Here is a 22,590-nt window from a genome sequence, read left to right on the forward strand (position 1 = left end):
TGTGCGCACTGGCCCCCTCACCGCCCATACTCATCTTCCATTCTCCGCTCTTCATCTTCCAGTTGCCGACGCTCCCGATCAAGCTGGCGCTGGCGATCGTCCAGCTGCCTGCGGCGATCTTCAAACTGGCGGTGGCGGTCGTCATATTGTCTGCGACGATCGTCGCTCACTTGACGCTGCCAGCCGTCGTCGCGCGAATCTTCATAGTCACGCCCACGGTCAGGGTTATAAGCGTCGTTAATCGCCTGCTGAATATTGCCAATGGTATCGTCGATAATATCGGCCTGGGCCGGAACGGTGGACAGCGTGAGCAGGGTGAAAAGAAAGAGCGTGGAGTAAGGTTTCATAAGCCAGTCTCTGCAATGGACTGGCTTAACGTTAGTTGAGTGTGAATGAGCGGAGTAGCGGAGTAATCTCAAATTCGGTAAGGCGCAGACTCTTCCATTAGCTGGTTAGCTCGCTGTTTATTTTCCGCCACCAGCACAATGCCATGACATTTTTGATCCGGTGAAATACTCCAGATACGCTCTTCCGGAATGCAACCGCCATCGTAGATCACTTTCGTGCCATCGTAAGGCCAAAATGCCCCCTTGTTCAGTGTCTAATACAAACACGGAAATCTGATCGGACTCGCGCGCGATCTTCTGCCAGAGCATCTTCCCGCCATCATATTGATCAAAATCGCTGATTAGCGTGATACCGCATTGCAGAATTAGCGCTTCATACAGCCGAGTTGCCAGCCCCTTATCGCGCTCACCAGGAGAGACACAAATACCTTCCACCTGTACCAGATCCGAGTCTTCCCACCAGCGTTCAACGGCAATGATATCGCTGCCGAACTCTTTTTTACGCTGCAGATCGAGAGCGGCAAGTACCCGATGACGCGGCACGCCTGCAAAAACTTCAATGTCCGCTTCAATGATGGCCGCTCTTGGCGTCTGCTTGTCATAAATTACCTGTAACAGACGTCCAGAAAGCTCGATCTCTTCCACCACGCGAAAAGAACGAGCAACTGTCATAGGGCTATAGGTGGTTGGCATCACGATCATATGTGAATCGCCTCTTGTCAGTACTGGCATAATTCCTTTTATATCCCATTCAGAACAGAATTGCTCACAATAGCAGCACGTTTGCTTCAGGCCTCTTGATAAATTCTGAAAATCATCCCTCAATTTGCCCCAGCGCCTGCGCCAGCTGCGCGCGGGTAAAAGGTTTGCGCAGTAGCGCCACATCGGGCAGCGCGGGGTTATGGCTGGGGCGTAAATCCTGACCACTGATGAGTAGCAGCGTCAGGTGCGGGTAAAGTTTGCGGGCTGCATTGACCACTTCTGCGCCGCTCATACCGCCGGGTAGCATTAAGTCACTGATAAAGATATCGATTTCTGCTGATGCCGCCAGCAGGTCCAGCGCCTGTTCGCCGCTACTCGCTTCCAGCGTCAAATAGCTCAGCAGGTGCAACTGCTCGCAGATGGTCTGGCGCACCGCGGCTTCATCTTCCAGCACTAACACCAGTTTATCGCCGCTGACGGCTGTCTGCTCTACCACCGCTGGCAATACGTTTTTCTCCGCCACCAGCGCGCGGGGAAGCTGTAATCTGACCGTTGTTCCCTGCCCCGGCGCGCTTTCAATTTCCACGCGCCCGCCGGACTGGCGCACGAACCCATAGACCATCGACAAGCCCAGCCCGCTGCCACTGCCCGTCTGTTTGGTGGTAAAGAACGGCTCGAACACCTGGCTTTTCACCGCCTGCGACATGCCGCTGCCATGATCGATGACCTCCAGCGCCACCATGTCCTGTCGCTGCCCACTGCTGCGGGTGACACGCTGATTCCAGGTGCGAATTTTGATGATTCCCGTCTGCCCTTCCATCGCATCGCGGGCGTTCACTACCAGATTGATGATGGCGTTTTCCAGCTGGCTGACGTCAATCCACGCGGGCCACGCCGGAGACTGCGCTTCGATCTCCAGCGCCAGGGTTGCCGGTAAGGAGTGGCGCATTAATTCGCTTAACTCTTCCAGCAGAGTTTTCAGTTCAACGGCTTGCGGATGTAAGGACTGCTTGCGGGAAAACGCCAGTAGCCGCTGGGTCAGTAGCGCCCCACGTTCGGCGGCTTGCAGCGCCCGCTGTATTCGCGGCGCGTCGGGCGAGTCCGTGTTCACCAGCTCCAGGCTGCCGATAATCACTGCAAGTAGATTATTAAAATCATGTGCCAGCCCGCCTGTCAGTTGCCCAACCGCTTTCAACTTCTGGCTGTGCAATAGCGCCTCTTCCAGCCCCTGCCGCTCGGTTTGGGCAATCTCCATCTGCGTGGTTTTCTCTTTCAACAGCCGTGAGGTTCGGTCGAGTGACGCGGTATTGCGGGCGAAGACGTTAAAGGCACGCGCCAGTTCACCCAACTCATCGCGCCGCTGTAGCGCCGGAAAAGTGACGTCCGCTTCGCCGTGCGCCAGGCGGCTCATGGCGCGGGAAATTGCCGTCAGGTTAGAGCCGAGATTGCGATAGATATACCAGCCTGCAAACGCGGTGATCACCACCGCTAACAGAGCGAAAATCATGATCAGCCTCTCGCCAGAACGCAGATCCTGGTAACTTTGCGCCACCCGCTGACCGGAGAGCGTCGCGACCTGTTCGGCATAATGGTTAATGTCACTATTGAGGATCGCCACCAGCGCTTTGATGTGGAACATATACCAGCTAATCGCCAGATCGCTTTGCTCGAGAGCGGCAGAAAGCGGCGCGAGTTTGTGTAATTCACGATTAAAATCAGTGAGTAGCGTATTGACCAACGGCGTATCGCTGTGGGTCGGTAATGCAGACATTACCCCGACCAGTTGATGAATAATCGCCTGTGGCGCGGGGGTGGCAATAGCGGCAACAATCAGTCGGTTCATCTCGTTAAGCAAAATGTCATCTTCCGCGTGAGTGACTTTTTGCAAATGCCGCAGATAACTTAAGTTTTGATATAGCGAACTTAACAGCGCGTTACGCTCCAGATGCCGCCTTTGCCCGCGCTCCAGCATTCCGCCGACGCTGGTTTGCAGTTCGTTACTACGCGTGATGATTCGCGTCACCAGCCCGGCGTCCTGCTGCGCTAAAGGCGCGTCCGCCAGTTGCTCAAGCGAAATTTTTAACGCCCGCTGTGTCTCCTGCAATCGCTCGGCTTCACCTTTGTATTCCAGCGCCCCTACCACCTGCGACAATCGCACCGCCGCCGTCGCCACGTTTGCCGTGTCGCGCGCCAGATTCAGGCTGCCGGTCATATCATCCACCGTTTGCTGCTGCACCTGCTCCTGCATCTGGCTGGCATGACGAAAGCCCATTACCGCCACGCCGCTGACCATCAGCGTCACCGCCACCACCAGCAAATTTAAAAGCAGCAATCGCCCGCGCGCGCTGGCAAAAAAGTGACGTCCGGGGTGCGCCATATCACGCTCCGTAAAGAAAAATCGCAATATGACAAATATGAACGGCTTCTGACATTTTGCATTTACTTTCCTGTGATGGAGTGCTGATATCGACAACCTCGCAGGAGTCCACCATGAACAGCACGCCGGTTCTGGAGATGCGCAATATTGCCAAAGCCTTCGGCAAATTTTATGCGCTCAAGGGGGTGGATTTGACGGTTTACCCTGGCGAGATCCATGCCCTGATGGGGGAAAACGGCGCGGGAAAAAGCACGCTGATGAAGGTGCTGGCGGGGGCTTATACCGCCACCAGCGGCGAGATCCTGATTGACGGCAAGCCCTTTCACATTCGCACGCCAAAAGATGCCTTAAGCGCCGGTATTACGCTGATTTATCAGGAGATGCAGCTGGCACCGAATCTGACGGTAGCTGAAAACATTTTCCTCGGCAGCGAGCTTTCCCACGGCGGGCTGGTGCAGCGCAAAGAGATGCTGATGCAGGCGCAAAAAGTGATCGACCGCCTCGGCGCGCAGTTTAACGCCAGCGATAAAGTCATGACGCTAACCATTGCCGAGCAACAACAGGTCGAAATCGCCCGCGCGCTGCATCGCAACAGCCGCATTCTGGTGATGGACGAACCCACTGCCGCCCTCTCCTCGCGTGAAACTCACCGCCTGTTTGAACTGATTATGCGGCTGCGCGATGAAGGGATGGCGATTATCTATATCAGCCACCGCATGGCGGAAGTGTATGAGCTTTCCGATCGCGTCAGCGTACTGCGCGACGGGCAATACGTTGGCAGCCTGACCCGCGACAATCTCAACGCCGCTGAACTGGTGCGGATGATGGTCGGCAGGCCGCTGAGCGATCTGTTCAATAAAGAGCGCGATATCCCGCTCGGTAAAGCCCGCCTGAATGTTCACCACCTGACCGACGGTGGCAAAGTCCAGCCGAGTAGCCTGCTGGTGCGTTCCGGCGAAATTGTCGGCCTCGCCGGGCTGGTAGGAGCCGGACGTTCAGAGCTGGCGCAGTTGATCTTCGGCGTGCATAAAGCGACGGGCGGAATGATTGAAGTCGATGGTGAACCGGTGGTGATCCACTCCCCGCGCGAAGCTATCGATCTTGGCATTGGTTTTCTCACCGAAAATCGCAAAGAACAAGGTTTGTTCCTTGAAATGGCGGCAGCCGAAAACATCACCATGGCAACCCTGGAGCGCGATGCCAGCTGGGGAATACTCAACCGCAAAAAAGCACAAACCATCTCCGATGACGCCATCAAGTTGCTCAACATCCGCGTGCCTCATGCCCAGGTGCGAGCGGGCGGGCTTTCAGGCGGCAATCAGCAAAAACTGTTGATCTCCCGCTGGGTGGCGATTGGCCCGCGTATTTTACTGCTCGACGAACCCACGCGTGGTGTGGATGTCGGCGCAAAAAGCGAGATCTACCGGATCATGAACGAGATGGCGCGCAAAGGCGTGGCGATCCTGATGATCTCCAGCGAACTGCCGGAGATAGTTGGCATGAGCGATCGCGTTTATGTGATGCGCGAAGGCAGCATTGCCGGTGAGTTAAACGGCAAAAACATCACCCAGGAAAACATTATGACCTTAGCGACTGGCGTCAACGACGCCCATTCCCAGGCGGTGCCCTCATGATGACCTCTGCAAAGACCTCTGCCAAAAAAATGCTGATGAGCGATCTGATGCAAACGGTCGGCATTTTGCCCATTTTAATTCTGATCGTGGCGGTATTTGGCTTTATCGCGCCAAACTTTTTTACCGAAAGCAACCTGCTAAATATTACCCGCCAGGCATCGATCAACATTGTGCTGGCGGCGGGGATGACCTTCATCATTTTGACTGGCGGGATCGACCTTTCTGTAGGTTCAATTCTCGGCACCACGGCGGTAGCGGCGATGGTCGTCTCCCTTAGCCCGGAGTTCGCCATGCTGTCGATTCCAGCGGCGCTGATGCTCGGCCTGCTGCTGGGGTTGTTCAACGGCGCACTGGTGGCCTTTGCCGGATTGCCACCGTTTATCGTCACGCTCGGCACCTATACGGCGCTACGCGGGGCGGCGTATCTGCTGGCGGACGGCACCACGGTCATCAACTCCAACATTAATTTCGAGTGGATAGGTAATAACTATCTTGGGCCTGTCCCGTGGCTGGTGGTGATTGCCCTCGCAGTGATTGTGCTGTGCTGGTTTATTCTGCGCCGCACCACGCTTGGCGTTCATATCTACGCCGTCGGCGGCAATATGCAGGCAGCGCGTCTTACCGGCATTAAGGTCTGGCTGGTGCTGCTGTTTGTTTATGGCATGAGCGGCCTGCTTTCAGGGCTTGGCGGGATTATGAGCGCCTCGCGGCTGTACAGCGCCAACGGCAACTTAGGCATGGGGTACGAACTGGATGCCATTGCGGCGGTGATCCTCGGCGGCACCAGTTTCGTTGGCGGCATCGGCACCATTACCGGCACGCTGGTTGGGGCGCTGATTATCGCCACGCTAAACAACGGCATGACCCTAATGGGCGTCTCTTACTTCTGGCAACTGGTGATCAAAGGGGCGGTGATCATCATTGCGGTGCTGATCGATAAATACCGTACCCGACATCATCAAAGCGCATAACAACAATACCCTACACATGAGGAATACAGCATGAGATTGAAGCCCTTAGTGACCGCGCTCTGTGCAGGCGCGCTGCTGGCCGCAGCTCCGTTCGCCCAGGCAAAAGAACTGAAGTCGATAGGCGTGACGGTAGGCGATCTGGCAAACCCATTCTTCGTGCAGATCACCAAAGGCGCGGAGCTGGAAGCGCGCAAACTGGCGGGCGATAACGTCAAAGTGACGCTGGTGTCCAGCGGCTACGATCTGGGCCAGCAGGTGTCGCAGATCGACAACTTTATCGCCGCTAACGTCGATATGATCATCCTCAACGCTGCCGATTCAAAAGGGATCGGCCCGGCGGTGAAACGGGCGAAAGACGCCGGGATCGTGGTCGTCGCAGTTGACGTAGCGGCAGAAGGCGCCGATGCCACCATCACTTCCGATAACACCCAGGCAGGCGAAATGGCCTGTAAGTACATCACCGATCGCCTGAAAGGCAAAGGCAACGTGGTGATCATCAACGGGCCTCCGGTGTCCGCCGTGCAAAACCGCGTTGAAGGCTGCCAGACTGAATTTAAACGCCATCCTGACATCAAGGTGCTCTCTGACAACCAGAACGCCAAAGGCAGTCGTGAAGGCGGGCTGGAGGTAATGACTGGGCTGCTGGCGGCAAATCCGAAGATCGACGGCGTATTTGCGATTAACGATCCCACCGCGATCGGTGCCGATCTGGCAGCCAAACAGGCACAACGTAGCGAGTTCTTTATTGTCGGCGTTGACGGAAGCCCGGACGCCGAAGAGGCGCTGAAACATGAGAACTCGTTGTTTGTCGCCACCCCTGCGCAAGATCCCCAGGTGATGGCAGCGAAAGCGGTGGAAATTGGCTACGACATTTTGCAGGGTAAGCCCGCGCCGAAAGAGCCGGTGCTGATCCCGGTGACGATGATCGACAAAGACAACGTCGGCAATTACAAAGGCTGGACGGTGAAATAAGTCCACACGCCGGGCGGCGCAGCTGCCCGGCCACCGCTAAGGAGAACGCTTTCGATGAAACGCTCCGCTATAAACGACATTCTCGGCCATACACGGCAATTCTTTTCGCAACATGACGTGCATCTTCCGCCCTTTGCCAGTTTCACGCCTGCCCAATGGCAACAACTCGACACCACCGCGTGGGAGGAAGTTTTTGATCTCAAACTCGGCTGGGATGTTACCGCTTTTGGTGGCAACGACTTTGCTGCACAGGGACTGACGCTGTTTACCCTGCGTAACGGTTCGCCAAAAGGAATGCCGTATGCGAAATGTTACGCCGAGAAGATCATGCATGTGCGCGATGCGCAGGTAACGCCAATGCATTTTCACTGGCGTAAGCGTGAGGACATTATCAATCGCGGCGGCGGCAATTTGATTGTTGAACTGTGGAATGCCGATAGCAACGAGCAAACGGTTGATAGCGACGTTACGGTGGTGATCGACGGCTGCCGCCAGAAACATACCGCAGGCAGTCAGTTGCGCCTGTCTCCCGGCGAAAGTATCTGCCTGCCGCCAGGCCTTTATCACAGCTTTTGGGCAGAAGCCGGTTTTGGCGATGTGCTGGTTGGCGAAGTCTCTTCTGTTAATGACGACGACCACGATAACCACTTTTTACAGCCGCTGGACCGCTACAACCTGATTGACGAAGACGAACCGGCCCAGTTGGTGTTGTGTAACGAATACCGCCAGTTCCGCTGAATAAGGAGAACGTTATGCCGTTGATTTCTCTCGCTGAAGGGCTGGCTCATGCCCGCGAACATCACTATGCGTTAGGCGCGTTTAATGTGCTGGACTCACACTTTTTACGCGCGCTATTCGCTGCGGCCAGACAGGAACGCTCGCCGTTTATTATCAACATTGCCGAAGTACATTTTAAATATATCTCGCTGGATTCCCTGGTCGAAGCCGTGAAATTTGAAGCGGCGCGCCATGCCATTCCGGTGGTGTTAAATCTCGATCACGGGCTGCATTTTGAATCGGTGGTGCAAGCATTGCGGCTGGGATTCAGCTCGGTAATGTTTGACGGCTCCACGCTGGAGTATGAAGAAAATGTCCGCCAGACGCGGGAAGTGGTGAAAATGTGCCATGCCGTTGGCGTATCGGTAGAAGCTGAACTGGGCGCGGTAGGTGGCGACGAAGGCGGTGCGCTTTACGGTCATGCCGATGAATCTCTGTTTACCGATCCGCAACTGGCGCGTGATTTTGTCGACCGTACCGGCATTGACGCGCTGGCCGTGGCGATTGGCAATGCACACGGCAAATATCGCGGCGAACCGAAACTCGATTTCCCGCGTCTCGACGCCATCCGCAAGCAGGCGGCTATCCCGCTGGTGTTACACGGCGGCTCAGGGATTAGCGATGCCGATTTCCGCCGCGCCATCGAACGGGGTATCCACAAAATCAATTTCTACACGGGTATGTCGCAAGCGGCGCTGGCAGCCGTTGAGGCCCGAATGGCGCGCCGTCTGCCGATGTATGACGAGTTTGCCGAGTTACTGCTGGCAGTGGAAGCCGCCATCAGCGATACGGTTGCACAACAGATGCGTATTTTCGGCAGTGCGGGGCAAGCATGATGGAACGTAAAGGGATTATCGCCGCAGGCAATATGCTGGTTGACCACGTCCATCAGATTATCCAGTGGCCAGAGCGCGGCTGGCTGGCGGAAATCACCCACAGCGAACGCTCAACCGGAGGCGCGCCGCTTAACGTCCTGCTGACGCTGGCGAAAATGCGCACCGGGTTGCCGTTACAGGCGGTCGGGCTAATCGGTCAGGACAGCGACGGCGATTACATCATGGCGATGCTTGAGCAATATCACGTCAATCGCCAGCATGTGCAGCGCACCACCTTTGCCCCGACGTCGATGTCGCAGGTGATGACCGACCCCGGCGGGCAGCGCACCTTTTTCCATTCGCCGGGCGCTAACCGACTGCTTGATCTTCCGGCGTTCGATCAGCTTGATAACAGCATGAAGATTTTCCATCTCGGCTATTTACTGTTGCTCGATAGCCTGGATATGCCGGACGATGTTTACGGTACTCGTAGCGCGCGTCTGCTGGCGCAAATGCGTGATAATGGCTTTGAAACCTCGCTCGACCTTGTCTCCCGCAAGGGCGATCCGCGTTATCAGCCGATGGTGCTGCCCGCGTTGCGCCATCTGGATTATCTGATAATTAACGAACTGGAGGCCGGGGAGTTTAGCGGGCTGGAAATTCGCTTACCCAACGGCGAACCGCATATCGTGCATATTGCTGCCGCCGCGCGTGAACTGTTAGATGCGGGCGTACGCCAGCGAGTGGTGATCCACTGCCCGGAAGGTGCCTGGGGAGAGACACCGGAACAGGGCGGCGTGTGGATCCCTTCGCAAAAGTTAGAACAACGGGAAATTATCGGCAGCGTCGGCGCGGGCGATGCATTTTGTGCCGGATTTTTATATGGCTGCCATGAACGCTGGACGCTTACCGAGAGCATCAAACTGGCACACGCCTGCGCGCGGGCAAGCCTGTTATGTGCCAATGCTATCGACGGGGCAAAAACGCTGGAAGAACTACAAACAGAATTGTCGGATTAGTGCACGTCGGCAGCGAAGACATACCCCAGACCGCGCAGAGTTTTAATCAACATCGGCTGATGCGGGTTTAGTTCGATTTTGCGGCGTAAGCGCATGATTAATACGTCGATGGTGCGATCAAACACCTCCACGCTATCGCTGTGGGTGAACTCCAGCAACTGCTCGCGGCTCAATACCCGACGAGCGTTTTGCGCCAAGGCCAGTAACAAGCCATATTCGCCCTGGGTCAGCTCGACATGTTGTTGTAGCGGATTGTGCAACTGGCAGCGCGTGGTATCGAGATACCAGCCATTGAATGACAGTCCGGCGTTTTTCTCCTCATTGACCACCAGCGCGCCAACGCGCCGTAGCACCGCTTTTAGTCGCGCGACCACGACCCGTGGGGTAAACGGCTTGCAGATGTAATCATCTGCGCCCATTTCCAGCCCGACCACCACATCAGACTCGCTGCCCAGGCCGGTCAGCATCACCACCGGCAGTGCAGGACGCATTTTCTGTAATTGTTGCAATACCCTCAGGCCGTTGGTATCGGGTAGCATCATATCCAGCACCACCAGCGCGATATCAGGATCGCCCTCAACACGTGATATTGCCTCCTGCCCGGTATGGCAGACTGAAACCGTAAAGACATGTTCACTTAACACGTCCTGCAACAGTGCGCAGATAGCCGTGTCATCATCCACCACCAGCACAACAGGTTTCATGGTTATACTCCGAATTATTCACCTGATTAATCATTGTGCGGACTTCTTGCCGAAGTGAAAGAGAAAAGCAATATATATAATAAAAACATAAGTTAGGTCACATTATTGATGACAATAATAAATATGCCGTAATTTTCCCTCTTCAGCACAAATGCCTAATAAAATGGCTCGTTCCGCTCACACTTCCACTTATTAAAGTCGCAAATTCCCAATTATGATAACGCCAGCTTTAAATGACGTATTTTGCATGGATTACATATTTACGACATAAATGATAAATGGAGATTTATATGAATAACTCTCGGTTATTCCGTTTGAGCAGGATTGTTATTGCCTTAACCGCCGTCAGCGGCATGATGATAAATACCGCTTACGCAACAGATGAAGCGAAAGGCGCCACTCAATATACCCAGCAGGTTAATCAGAATTACGCCAAATCATTACCGTTTAGCGATCGTCAGGATTTTGACGATGCCCAGCGTGGATTTATCGCCCCGCTGCTGGATGAAGGTATTCTGCGTGATGCGAACGGTAAAGTTTACTACCGCGCGGACGATTACAAATTTGATATTAATGCCGCTGCGCCGGAAACCGTAAACCCCAGCCTGTGGCGTCAGTCGCAAATCAACGGTATTTCTGGCCTGTTCAAAGTCACCGATAAAATGTATCAGGTGCGCGGCCAGGATATCTCTAACATTACGTTCGTTGAGGGCGAGAAAGGCATTATTGTTATCGACCCGCTGGTGACGCCGCCTGCCGCAAAAGCCGCACTTGACCTTTACTTCCAGCATCGTCCGCAAAAACCGATTGTTGCCGTTATCTACACTCACAGCCACGCCGACCACTATGGTGGCGTGAAAGGTATTATCTCTGAAGCCGATGTGAAATCCGGCAAAGTTCAGGTGATTGCCCCAGCTGGTTTTATGGACGAAGCCATCAGCGAAAACGTGCTGGCGGGGAACATCATGAGCCGCCGTGCGCTCTACTCTTACGGTCTGTTACTGCCGCACAACGCGCAAGGCAACGTAGGCAACGGCCTCGGTGTGACGCTGGCAACGGGCGACCCGAGCATTATTGCACCGACTAAAACTATCGTCAGAACTGGCGAGAAGATGATTATCGACGGCCTGGAGTTTGACTTCCTGATGACCCCAGGTAGCGAAGCGCCAGCCGAAATGCACTTCTATATTCCGGCCCTGAAAGCCCTGTGTACCGCCGAGAACGCCACGCATACCCTGCACAACTTCTACACTTTGCGCGGCGCGAAAACCCGCGACACCAGCAAGTGGACCGAGTATCTGAACGAAACGCTGGATATGTGGGGTAACGACGCGGAAGTACTGTTTATGCCGCACACCTGGCCGGTCTGGGGCAATAAGCATATCAATGATTATATTGGTAAATATCGCGATACTATCAAGTACATTCACGACCAGACCCTGCACCTGGCAAACCAGGGCTACACCATGAATGAAATCGGCGACATGATTAAGCTGCCGCCTGCGCTTGCCAATAACTGGGCCAGCCGCGGCTATTACGGTTCTGTCAGCCACAACGCCCGCGCGGTGTATAACTTCTATCTTGGCTATTACGACGGTAACCCGGCTAACCTGCATCCGTATGGTCAGGTGGAGATGGGTAAACGTTATGTGCAGGCGCTGGGCGGTTCTGCCCGTGTCATCAACCTGGCGAAAGAAGCGAACAAGCAAGGTGATTACCGCTGGTCGGCAGAACTGCTGAAACAGGTGATTGCCGCCAATCCGGGTGACCAGGTGGCGAAGAATCTGCAAGCGAATAACTTTGAACAGCTTGGCTATCAGGCCGAGTCAGCCACCTGGCGCGGTTTCTACCTGACCGGCGCGAAAGAACTGCGCGAAGGGGTACATAAGTTCAGCCATGGCACCACCGGTTCTCCGGACACCATTCGCGGGATGTCGGTCGAAATGCTGTTCGACTTTATGTCCGTTCGCCTCGATAGCGCGAAAGCCGCGGGTAAAAATATCAGCCTGAACTTCAATATGAGCAACGGCGATAACCTCAACCTGACGCTGAACGATAGCGTGCTTAACTACCGTAAAACACTGCAACCGCAAGCCAACGCCTCTTTCTACATCAGCCGTGAAGATCTTCACGCCGTGCTGACCGGGCAAGCCAAAATGGCGGATCTGGTAAAAGCGAAGAAAGCCAAAATTATTGGCAATGGCGCGAAACTGGAAGAAATTATTGCCTGTCTGGATAATTTCGATTTGTGGGTGAATATCGTAACTCCAAATTAATGCCACTCGCTTTTGGGGGCGCTTAAGCCCCCAAAAGCATTTATTTTAAAAATACATACAACCAATTAATACATAAAATATATAAGTTATGAATGCGGTGGCTGAATAAAGCTATTTTTATTCATCGAGAAAATAGCCATACTGACGCCTTCAATGGATATTGATATTCACTACAGATATTGTTCGCAGCAGACAGGATGTATTTAATATGCCAACAGTTCTCTCTCGCATGGCGATGCAACTCAAAAAAACAGCCTGGATAATTCCCGTCTTCATGGTTTCGGGATGTTCATTATCTCCGGCAATCCCGGTGATCGGCGCTTATTATCCCAGCTGGTTTTTCTGCGCCATTGCCAGCCTTATTTTGACGCTCATCACGAGGCGAATTATTCAGCGGACAAATATCAATCTGGCATTTGTCGGAATTATTTATACCGCCCTTTTTGCTCTCTACGCCATGCTGTTCTGGCTGGCATTTTTCTAATCTATTTGAGACGCGCTCATGGAAAGTACGCCGAAAAAAGCTCCTCGCAGTAAATTCCCTGCTCTGTTAGTGGTTGCGCTGGCGCTGGTTGCCCTTGTTTTCGTTATCTGGCGCGTAGACAGTGCGCCATCAACTAATGACGCTTACGCGTCAGCAGATACCATTGATGTGGTGCCGGAAGTCAGCGGTCGCATTGTAGAACTGGCGGTCACCGACAACCAGGCGGTGAAACAGGGCGATTTGCTGTTCCGCATCGACCCGCGCCCGTACGAAGCCAATCTGGCGAAAGCTGAAGCCTCCCTCGCGGCGCTGGATAAGCAAATTATGCTCACCCAGCGTAGCGTTGACGCGCAACAGTTTGGTGCCGACTCGGTTAATGCCACGGTAGAAAAAGCCCGTGCCGCTGCAAAACAGGCCAGCGATACATTACGCCGCACCGAGCCATTACTGAAAGAAGGTTTTGTCTCAGCGGAAGACGTTGACCGTGCAAGAACTGCGCAGCGCGCCGCAGAAGCGGATCTTAATGCCGTATTGTTGCAGGCGCAGTCAGCCGCCAGCGCCGTCAGCGGCGTCGATGCATTAGTTGCCCAGCGTGCGGCAGTCGAAGCGGATATCGCGCTGACGAAACTGCATCTGGAAATGGCAACCGTTCGCGCGCCGTTTGATGGCCGGGTCATTTCCCTCAAAACCTCCGTCGGGCAATTTGCTTCTGCCATGCGCCCTATTTTCACCCTAATCGACACTCGTCACTGGTACGTTATCGCCAACTTCCGCGAAACCGATCTGAAAAATATTCGCTCAGGTACACCCGCAACGATTCGCCTGATGAGCGACAGCGGCAAAACCTTCGAGGGTAAAGTGGATTCGATTGGCTACGGCGTGCTACCGGATGACGGCGGCCTGGTGCTGGGCGGCCTGCCGAAAGTGTCACGGTCTATTAACTGGGTCCGCGTCGCCCAGCGTTTTCCGGTCAAAATCATGGTTGATAAACCCGATCCGGAAATGTTCCGCATCGGTGCTTCGGCAGTCGCTAATCTTGAGCCGCAATAATGAGCGCGCTCAACTCCCTGCCATTACCGGTGGTCAGGCTGCTGGCGTTCTTTCATGAAGAGTTAAGCGAGCGGCGACCAGGCCGCGTGCCGCAGATCGTGCAACTCTGGGTAGGCTGCCTGCTGGTGATTCTGATCTCGATGACCTTTGAGATCCCTTTTGTGGCGTTATCGCTGGCAGTGCTGTTTTACGGTATTCAGTCGAACGCGTTTTACACCAAATTTGTGGCGATCTTGTTTGTGGTCGCCACGGTGCTGGAGATCGCCAGCCTGTTTTTGATCTACAAATGGTCCTACGGCGAACCGTTGATCCGATTGATCATCGCCGGACCGATCCTGATGGGCTGCATGTTTTTGATGCGCACCCATCGGCTGGGGCTGGTCTTTTTCGCCGTCGCCATTGTCGCTATTTACGGGCAAACCTTCCCCGCCATGCTCGACTATCCGGAAGTGGTCGTGCGCTTAACGCTGTGGTGTATCGTTGTTGGCCTCTATCCAACCTTGCTGATGACGTTAATCGGCGTGCTGTGGTTTCCCAGTCGTGCCATTACGCAAATGCATCAGGCGCTTAATGATCGGCTTGATGATGCCATTGGTCACCTGACGGACAGCCTCGCACCGCTACCCGAAACGCGGATTGAAAGAGAGGCGCTGGCGCTGCAAAAACTCAATGTCTTTTGTCTCGCGGACGATGCCAACTGGCGAACTCAAAGCGCATGGTGGCAAAGCTGCGTGGCAACGGTAACCTACATTTACTCGACGCTGAATCACTACGATCCCACCTCTTTTGCTGATTCTCAGGCAATCATTGAATTTCGGCAAAAATTAGCCTCAGAAATCAACAAGCTGAAGCATGCCATTGCCAAAGGTCAGTGCTGGCAAAGCGACTGGCGACTTAGTGAAGATGAAGCGATGGTGGCACGGGAATGTAACCTGGAGAATATCTGCCAGACGTTATTGCAACTGGGTCAGATGGACCCGAATACGCCGCCAACGCCCGCAGCCAAACCGCCGTCAATGGTCGCCGATGCTTTTACCAATCCAGACTATATGCGCTACGCGGTAAAAACGCTGCTCGCCTGTTTGATCTGTTACACCTTCTACAGCGGCGTGGACTGGGAAGGCATTCACACCTGTATGCTGACCTGCGTGATCGTCGCTAACCCGAACGTCGGTTCGTCGTACCAGAAGATGGTGCTGCGTTTTGGCGGGGCTTTTTGCGGCGCGATTCTGGCGCTGTTATTTACACTACTGGTCATGCCCTGGCTGGACAATATTGTCGAATTGCTGTTTGTGCTGGCACCGATTTTCCTGTTGGGCGCATGGATTGCCACCAGCTCCGAACGTTCTTCTTATATCGGCACACAGATGGTGGTCACCTTCGCGCTCGCCACGCTCGAAAACGTTTTTGGCCCGGTGTACGACCTGGTGGAAATTCGCGATCGCGCCCTGGGTATCATCATTGGTACTGTGGTGTCAGCGGTGATTTACACCTTTGTCTGGCCTGAAAGCGAAGCGCGCACGCTGCCGCAAAAACTGGCTGGCGCGCTGGGTATGTTAAGTAAGGTAATGCGGATCCCACGCCAGCAGGAAGCCACGGCTCTGCGCACTTATCTGCAAATTCGCATAGGTCTGCATGCGGCGTTTAATGCCTGTGAAGAGATGTGCCAACGCGTGGCGCTGGAGCGTCAACTGGACAGCGAAGAACGCGCATTACTGATTGAACGTTCGCAAACGGTTATTCGTCAGGGACGCGACATTCTTCACGCCTGGGATGCGACCTGGAACTCGGCGCAGGCGCTGGATAACGCACTACAGCCGGACAGAGCAGGCCAGTTTGCCGACGCACTGGAGAAATACGCCGCCGGTCTGGCAACTGCACTCAGCCGTTCTCCTCAAATAACGCTTGAAGAAACACCCGCCTCGCAGGCCATCCTGCCCACCTTATTAAAACAGGAGCAACACGTCTGCCAGCTTTTCGCCCGCTTGCCAGACTGGACAGCCCCGGCATTAACGCCCGCCACGGAACAGGCACAAGGAGCCACACAATGATCAATCGTCAACTTTCACGTCTGCTGTTGTGCAGCATTCTCGGCAGCACGACGCTGATTTCCGGCTGTGCCCTGGTACGCAAGGATTCTGCGCCTCATCAACAGCTCAAACCGGAACAAATCAAACTTGCCGATGATATTCATCTGGCCAGTTCCGGCTGGCCGCAGGCGCAGTGGTGGAAACAATTTAACGACCCGCAACTGGATGCCCTGATCCAGCACACGTTGCAAGGTTCACACACGCTTGCCGAAGCGAAACTGCGGGAAGAAAAAGCGCAATCACAGGCCGACCTGTTAGATGCCGGTTCACAATTGCAGGTGGCGGCGATAGGGATGCTCAACCGCCAACGCGTCTCGGCGAACGGTTTTTTAAGCCCTTATTCAATGGATGCGCCAGCACTGGGTATGGACGGGCCGTACTATACGGAAGCCACAGTAGGTTTGTTTGCCGGATTGGATCTTGATTTGTGGGGTGTGCATCGCTCGGCGGTTGCCGCCGCCATTGGCGCGCATAATGCCGCGCTGGCAGAAACCGCAGCAGTAGAGCTATCGCTGACCACTGGCGTAGCGCAGCTTTATTACAGCATGCAGGCCAGCTACCAGATGCTTGATCTGTTAGAGCAAACTCGCGATGTGATTGATTACGCGGTGAGAGCGCACCAGAGCAAAGTGGCGCACGGTCTGGAAGCGCAAGTGCCTTTCCACGGCGCGCGGGCGCAGATTCTGGCCGTCGATAAACAAATTGCTGCCGTCAAAGGGCAAATCACCGAAACGCGAGAATCTCTGCGTGCATTGATTGGCGCGGGAGCCAGCGATATGCCGGAGATCAAACCGGTGGCATTACCGCAAGTACAGACCGGCATTCCGGCGACACTCTCTTATGAGTTGCTCGCCAGGCGCCCGGATCTGCAAGCCATGCGCTGGTATGTTCAGGCGTCATTAGATCAGGTAGATTCCGCGCGGGCGTTGTTCTATCCGAGCTTTGATATCAAAGCGTTTTTCGGTCTGGACTCCATCCACCTGGATACCTTATTCAAAAAAACCAGTCGCCAGTTCAACTTCATCCCGGGTCTGAAATTGCCGCTGTTTGACGGTGGACGGTTGAATGCCAATCTCGAAGGCACTCGCGCCGCCAGCAACATGATGATTGAACGTTACAACCAGTCAGTACTGAACGCGGTGCGCGACGTTGCAGTCAATGGCACACGTCTGCAAACGCTCAACGACGAGCGGGAGATGCAGGCAGAACGCGTAGAAGCAACCCGCTTCACCCAGCGTGCCGCCGACGCCGCCTACCAACGCGGTCTAACCAGCCGTTTACTGGCCACCGAAGCTCAGTTGCCGGTGCTTTCCGAAGAGATGTCATTACTGATGCTGGACAGCCGCCGTGTGATTCAAAGTATTCAGTTGATGAAATCGCTGGGCGGCGGGTATCAGGCGGCTCCCGTCGTTGAGAAAAAATAAAATGTCTGCCGCGTGATGGCTGTCACGCGGTATTTCGTTTCGTCACGTCAAAACTGACGACAGCCTGTTTTTCGTCAGAGTTTTGAATAAATAGTGCCCGTAATATCAGGGAATAGCCTCAAATAAAATGTGGCATAAAAGATGCATACTGTGGTCGAGAGCGCGTATGCGTGATTTGATTAACTGGAGCGAGACTGATGAAAAAAGTCGTCACGGTTTGCCCATATTGCGCATCAGGTTGCAAAATCAACCTGGTCGTCGATAACGGCAAAATCGTCCGGGCGGAGGCAGCACAGGGGAAAACCAACCAGGGTACTCTGTGTCTGAAGGGTTATTATGGCTGGGATTTTATTAACGATACCCAGATCCTGACCCCGCGCCTGAAAACCCCCATGATCCGTCGCCAGCGTGGCGGCAAACTCGAACCTGTTTCCTGGGATGAGGCACTGAATTACGTTGCCGAGCGCCTGAGCGCCATCAAAGAGAAGTACGGTCCGGATGCCATCCAGACGACAGGCTCCTCGCGTGGTACGGGTAACGAAACCAACTATGTAATGCAAAAATTTGCGCGCGCCGTTATTGGTACCAATAACGTTGACTGCTGCGCTCGCGTCTGACACGGCCCATCGGTTGCAGGTCTGCACCAATCGGTCGGTAACGGCGCAATGAGCAATGCCATTAACGAAATTGATAATACCGATTTAGTGTTCGTTTTCGGGTACAACCCGGCCGATTCCCACCCTATCGTGGCGAATCACGTGATTAACGCTAAACGTAACGGGGCGAAAATTATCGTCTGCGATCCGCGCAAAATTGAAACCGCGCGCATTGCTGACATGCACATCGCACTGAAAAACGGCTCGAACATCGCGCTGTTGAATGCGATGGGCCATGTCATTATTGAAGAAAATCTGTACGACAAAGCGTTCGTCGCTTCTCGCACAGAGGGCTTTGAAGAGTATCGTAAAATCGTTGAAGGCTACACGCCGGAGTCGGTTGAAGATATCACCGGCGTTAGCGCCAGTGAGATTCGTCAGGCGGCGCGGATGTATGCCCAGGCGGAAAGCGCATCTATTCTGTGGGGCATGGGTGTGACCCAGTTCTATCAGGGCGTGGAAACCGTGCGTTCTCTGACCAGCCTCGCGATGCTGACCGGTAACCTCGGTAAGCCGCATGCGGGTGTTAACCCGGTTCGTGGTCAGAACAACGTGCAGGGCGCCTGTGATATGGGCGCGCTGCCGGATACGTATCCGGGATACCAGTACGTGAAAGATCCGGCTAACCGCGAGAAATTCGCCAAAGCCTGGGGCGTAGAAAGCCTGCCTGCTCATACCGGCTATCGCATCAGCGAGCTGCCACACCGCGCAGCGCATGGCGAAGTGCGTGCCGCGTACATTATGGGCGAAGATCCGCTGCAAACGGATGCGGAACTGTCGGCAGTCCGTAAAGCCTTTGAAGATCTGGAACTGGTCATCGTTCAGGACATCTTTATGACCAAAACCGCGTCGGCGGCGGATGTCATTTTACCGTCAACGTCGTGGGGCGAGCATGAAGGTGTCTATACTGCGGCTGACCGTGGCTTCCAGCGTTTCTTCAAGGCGGTTGAACCGAAGTGGGATCTGAAAACGGACTGGCAGATTATCAGTGAAATCGCCACCCGTATGGGTTATCCGATGCACTACAACAACACCCAGGAGATCTGGGACGAGTTGCGTCATCTGTGCCCGGATTTCTACGGTGCAACTTACGAGAAAATGGGCGAACTGGGCTTCATCCAGTGGCCTTGCCGCGATACGTCAGATGCCGATCAGGGGACTTCTTATCTGTTTAAAGAGAAGTTTGATACCCCGAACGGTCTGGCGCAGTTCTTCACCTGCGACTGGGTAGCGCCAATCGACAAACTCACCGACGAGTACCCGATGGTACTGTCAACGGTGCGTGAAGTTGGCCACTACTCTTGCCGTTCGATGACCGGTAACTGTGCGGCACTGGCAGCGCTGGCTGATGAACCTGGCTACGCACAAATCAATACCGAAGACGCCAAACGTCTGGGTATTGAAGATGAGGCATTGGTTTGGGTGCACTCGCGTAAAGGCAAAATTATCACCCGTGCGCAGGTCAGCGATCGTCCTAACAAAGGGGCGATTTACATGACCTACCAGTGGTGGATTGGCGCCTGTAACGAGCTGGTTACCGAGAACTTAAGCCCGATTACCAAAACGCCGGAATACAAATACTGCGCCGTGCGCGTCGAGCCGATCGCCGATCAGCGCGCCGCCGAGCAGTACGTGATTGACGAGTACAACAAGTTGAAAACTCGCCTGCGCGAAGCGGCACTGGCGTAAATAAGTCCCTTCTACAGCCTCCTCTGGGAGGCTGTTTTTTTATCCATTCGAACTCTTTATACTGGATACACCCTACCCAATCGTATTATCAAAATGAAAAAAATTATCGCATTGATGTTGTTTTTGACATTCTTTGCCCACGCGAATGACTCTGAGCCTGGCAGCCAGTATGTAAAGGCGGCAGAGGCCGGAGACAGACGCGCACAATATTTTCTTGCCGACAGCTGGTTTAGCTCCGGCGATTTGAGCAAAGCCGAATATTGGGCACAGAAAGCCGCCGACAGTGGTGATGCCGATGCCTGCGCGCTGTTGGCGCAGATTAAAATCACCAATCCGGTCAGTCTGGACTATCCACAAGCAAAAATTCTCGCCGAAAAAGCAGCGCAAGCGGGCAGTAAAGAAGGTGAAGTGACGCTGGCACATATTCTGGTGAATACTCAGGCAGGTAAACCGGATTATCCGAAGGCGATTTCGCTGTTAGAAAACGCCTCGGAAGATCTGGAGAACGACTCCGCCGTCGATGCCCAGATGCTACTTGGTTTGATTTACGCCAACGGCATAGGCATTAAGGCCGATGATGAGAAAGCGACCTGGTATTTCAAGCGTAGCTCTGCGATTTCCCGTACCGGTTATTCCGAGTACTGGGCAGGAATGATGTTCTTAAACGGTGAAGAAGGTTTTATCGAGAAGAACAAACAGAAGGCGCTGCACTGGTTGAACCTGAGCTGTATGGAAGGGTTTGATACCGGGTGTGAAGAGTTTGAAAAATTAACCAATGGTTAAGGTAGCCCTGATAAGACGCGGTAAGCGTCGCATCAGGCATTGATGTCGGATGCGGCGTAAACGCCTTACCCGACCTACAAAATCACGCTAAATCAGGATATTACGCTGTCTGGCGTAGGCCTGATAAGACGCGCTAAGCGTCGCATCAGGCATCCACACATTGCCGGGAGGATGTCCCCGGCAATCTTCAATTACTGATCCGCAGTCTTATCAAATTTGCCCAGCACTTCACGCTCGTAGGCCATCGCTTTTTTGTGGTCAAATTTGTGTTCCCACTTGGCAATCACCAGCACCGCCAGCGCATTACCTACCACGTTCAGCGCGGTACGCGCCATGTCGAGGATACGGTCAACACCAGCAATAAACGCCAGACCTTCCAGCGGGATCCCTACGCTGCCCAGCGTCGCCAGCAGCACCACAAACGACACGCCCGGCACGCCAGCAATCCCTTTCGAGGTCACCATCAGCGTCAGCACCAGAATGATTTCCTGCCAGATAGACAGGTCAATGCCATACAACTGCGCGATGAAGATAGCCGCAATACTTTGATACAGCGTCGAACCATCGAGGTTAAAAGAGTAACCGGTCGGCACCACGAAACTGGTGATCGATGCCGGGGCGCCGTAGGCTTCCATCTTCTCAATAATTCGCGGCAGTACGCTTTCTGAGCTGGCAGTGGAGTACGCCAGAATCAACTCATCTTTCAGAATACGAATCAAGATCCAGACACTTAACCCGCACAGGCGCGCCACAATTCCCAACACCGCCAGCGCGAAGAACAGAATGGCGAAATGTACCAGCAGCACCAGTTTCGCCAGTGGCCACAGAGAAGAGAAACCAAAGTTAGCCACCGTCACCGCAATCAGCGCGAACACCCCCACTGGGGCATAGCGCATCACCATGTGCGTCACTTTAAACATGGTTTCAGAGATGGAGCGGAACACGGTCACCAGCGGTTCGCGATGCGCCGCGGGCAGGGAGGAAAGCCCCAGACCAAACAGCACCGAGAAGAAGATGATTGGCAGCATTTCGCCTTTCGCCATCGATGCCACAATGTTCGTCGGCACCAGCGACAAAATCGTCCCCATAATACCGTGAGAACTGCTTTGTACCGCTTCCGTGGTGCTCTGATATTTCGAGATATCGACAGTCGCCAGCTGTGACATATCGACCCCTGCTCCAGGCTGGAAGACGTTCGCCAGGGTGATCCCCAGGATGATGGCGACAGTGGTGATCGCCTCAAAGTAGATAATGGTTTTCGCGCCAATTCGCCCAAGCTGCTTGGCATCGCCGACGCCCGCGATACCGACCACCAGCGTGGAAATCACGATCGGCACAACGATCATTTTAATCAGGTGGATAAAGATATCACCTGCCGGGGAGAGAAAATTAACGACTAACCAGTCACGGCTGTCGCTGTGATAATGCAGGTAACTTCCCAGGAGAATGCCCAGCACCATAGCAATGAGTATCTGCCAGGCAAGGCTGATTTTTATATTTTTCATACGATTGACTTCCTCAGTGGAACGCCGTTCCCCGTTCAAAAACGCAAGAACGTTATAAACTGCAGGGTATGGATTGTGTTGCGTTGGTTTGTGGATTTTTTTAACGCTTATGATCAGTATCATTTGCGCGGTATGTCGCGCAACCCTTTAACAACAGAGCTTTTCGCTGCATTAATGCATAATAACGCGACTTTATGGCAAAATTAATGAATAACTATTTGTTATGAAAAGATTTTTATTTGTTTAATTTGCAATAATACTGATTGGTGATTATTTTTTGCATGTGTTCATTCGATTATTTTTTACACATCTCAA

General features: G+C 53.9%; 17 protein-coding genes and 1 pseudogene. 13 read left to right on the forward strand and 5 right to left on the reverse strand.

Annotation, left to right across the window (positions count from 1 at the left end; genetic code table 11):
- Positions 1–17: 17 nt before the first annotated feature.
- The 3 genes and pseudogenes from yjdP to AACS80_RS05010 form a co-directional block, all read right to left on the reverse strand.
- Positions 18–347 (reverse strand): DDRRRQL repeat protein YjdP, encoded by a 330-nt coding sequence (yjdP, locus tag AACS80_RS05000; protein ID WP_130205873.1) that lies wholly within the window; start codon positions 345–347, stop codon positions 18–20.
- 68 nt (positions 348–415) lie between these two features.
- Positions 416–1,049: pseudogene (locus AACS80_RS05005) on the reverse strand (GNAT family N-acetyltransferase).
- 112 nt (positions 1,050–1,161) lie between these two features.
- On the reverse strand, positions 1,162–3,426 hold the full coding sequence (locus AACS80_RS05010; protein ID WP_135410844.1) for a hybrid sensor histidine kinase/response regulator: 2,265 nt from the start codon (positions 3,424–3,426) through the stop codon (positions 1,162–1,164).
- A gap of 113 nt (positions 3,427–3,539) precedes the next feature.
- Between AACS80_RS05010 and AACS80_RS05015 the strand changes: the two genes are divergently transcribed.
- Genes AACS80_RS05015 through AACS80_RS05040 form a run of 6 tightly spaced genes read left to right on the forward strand, consistent with a single transcriptional unit; the run spans position 3,540 to position 9,614 of the window.
- Positions 3,540–5,060 carry a sugar ABC transporter ATP-binding protein gene (locus AACS80_RS05015; RefSeq protein WP_135408673.1) on the forward strand — a complete coding sequence of 507 codons (1,521 nt, stop codon included), beginning with the start codon at positions 3,540–3,542 and terminating at the stop codon, positions 5,058–5,060.
- Positions 5,057–6,031, forward strand: a complete 975-nt coding sequence (locus tag AACS80_RS05020; protein ID WP_130215630.1) for an ABC transporter permease subunit — start codon at positions 5,057–5,059, stop codon at positions 6,029–6,031. The genes AACS80_RS05015 and AACS80_RS05020 overlap by 4 nt, the downstream gene beginning before the upstream one ends.
- A gap of 30 nt (positions 6,032–6,061) precedes the next feature.
- The gene (locus AACS80_RS05025) at positions 6,062–7,003 is read left to right on the forward strand and encodes an ABC transporter substrate-binding protein (protein WP_135410843.1); all 942 of its coding nucleotides are present in this window, start codon (positions 6,062–6,064) and stop codon (positions 7,001–7,003) included.
- A 54-nt stretch (positions 7,004–7,057) separates the two neighbouring features.
- Complete coding sequence (locus tag AACS80_RS05030; RefSeq protein WP_130215628.1) at positions 7,058–7,741, forward strand: D-lyxose/D-mannose isomerase; 684 nt, start codon at positions 7,058–7,060, stop codon at positions 7,739–7,741.
- Positions 7,742–7,755: 14 nt separating this feature from the next.
- Positions 7,756–8,616: a ketose 1,6-bisphosphate aldolase gene (locus tag AACS80_RS05035; protein WP_135410842.1), complete on the forward strand. Its 861-nt coding sequence runs from the start codon at positions 7,756–7,758 to the stop codon at positions 8,614–8,616.
- Positions 8,613–9,614, forward strand: coding sequence for a carbohydrate kinase family protein (locus AACS80_RS05040; protein ID WP_130205861.1), 1,002 nt, complete (start codon positions 8,613–8,615; stop codon positions 9,612–9,614). The genes AACS80_RS05035 and AACS80_RS05040 overlap by 4 nt, the downstream gene beginning before the upstream one ends.
- Here AACS80_RS05040 and AACS80_RS05045 read toward each other — a convergent pair.
- A complete protein-coding gene (locus AACS80_RS05045) occupies positions 9,611–10,318 on the reverse strand; it encodes a response regulator transcription factor (protein WP_130205859.1) in 708 nt (235 codons plus the stop codon). The two genes, AACS80_RS05040 and AACS80_RS05045, sit on opposite strands and share 4 nt — an antisense overlap.
- Before the next feature lie 290 nt (positions 10,319–10,608).
- Here AACS80_RS05045 and yjcS point away from each other — a divergent pair, with 290 nt between their 5' ends.
- The 7 genes from yjcS (at position 10,609) to yjcO (ending at position 20,770) form a co-directional block, all read left to right on the forward strand.
- The gene (gene yjcS, locus AACS80_RS05050) at positions 10,609–12,594 is read left to right on the forward strand and encodes an alkyl sulfatase YjcS (RefSeq protein ID WP_135410841.1); all 1,986 of its coding nucleotides are present in this window, start codon (positions 10,609–10,611) and stop codon (positions 12,592–12,594) included.
- Positions 12,595–12,802: 208 nt separating this feature from the next.
- On the forward strand, positions 12,803–13,078 hold the full coding sequence (locus AACS80_RS05055) for a YtcA family lipoprotein (RefSeq protein ID WP_001308208.1): 276 nt from the start codon (positions 12,803–12,805) through the stop codon (positions 13,076–13,078).
- An 18-nt stretch (positions 13,079–13,096) separates the two neighbouring features.
- The gene (gene mdtN / locus AACS80_RS05060; protein WP_000446360.1) at positions 13,097–14,128 is read left to right on the forward strand and encodes a multidrug efflux transporter periplasmic adaptor subunit MdtN; all 1,032 of its coding nucleotides are present in this window, start codon (positions 13,097–13,099) and stop codon (positions 14,126–14,128) included.
- Positions 14,128–16,179 carry a multidrug efflux transporter permease subunit MdtO gene (gene mdtO, locus AACS80_RS05065; protein ID WP_135410840.1) on the forward strand — a complete coding sequence of 684 codons (2,052 nt, stop codon included), beginning with the start codon at positions 14,128–14,130 and terminating at the stop codon, positions 16,177–16,179. Before mdtN ends, mdtO begins: the two co-directional genes overlap by 1 nt.
- The gene (gene mdtP, locus AACS80_RS05070) at positions 16,176–17,642 is read left to right on the forward strand and encodes a multidrug efflux transporter outer membrane subunit MdtP (protein WP_135410839.1); all 1,467 of its coding nucleotides are present in this window, start codon (positions 16,176–16,178) and stop codon (positions 17,640–17,642) included. The genes mdtO and mdtP overlap by 4 nt, the downstream gene beginning before the upstream one ends.
- A gap of 197 nt (positions 17,643–17,839) precedes the next feature.
- Positions 17,840–19,987 (forward strand): formate dehydrogenase subunit alpha, encoded by a 2,148-nt coding sequence (gene fdhF / locus AACS80_RS05075; RefSeq protein ID WP_077629246.1) that lies wholly within the window; start codon positions 17,840–17,842, stop codon positions 19,985–19,987.
- Positions 19,988–20,080: 93 nt separating this feature from the next.
- Complete coding sequence (gene yjcO, locus AACS80_RS05080; RefSeq protein ID WP_064525643.1) at positions 20,081–20,770, forward strand: Sel1 family TPR-like repeat protein YjcO; 690 nt, start codon at positions 20,081–20,083, stop codon at positions 20,768–20,770.
- Between the two features lie 191 nt (positions 20,771–20,961).
- Here yjcO and gltP read toward each other — a convergent pair whose 3' ends face one another.
- Positions 20,962–22,275, reverse strand: coding sequence for a glutamate/aspartate:proton symporter GltP (gene gltP / locus AACS80_RS05085; RefSeq protein ID WP_130205847.1), 1,314 nt, complete (start codon positions 22,273–22,275; stop codon positions 20,962–20,964).
- Positions 22,276–22,590 lie beyond the last annotated feature (315 nt).

Source organism: Escherichia sp. E4385, assembly GCF_963883145.1.
Classification (GTDB): Bacteria; Pseudomonadota; Gammaproteobacteria; order Enterobacterales; family Enterobacteriaceae; genus Escherichia.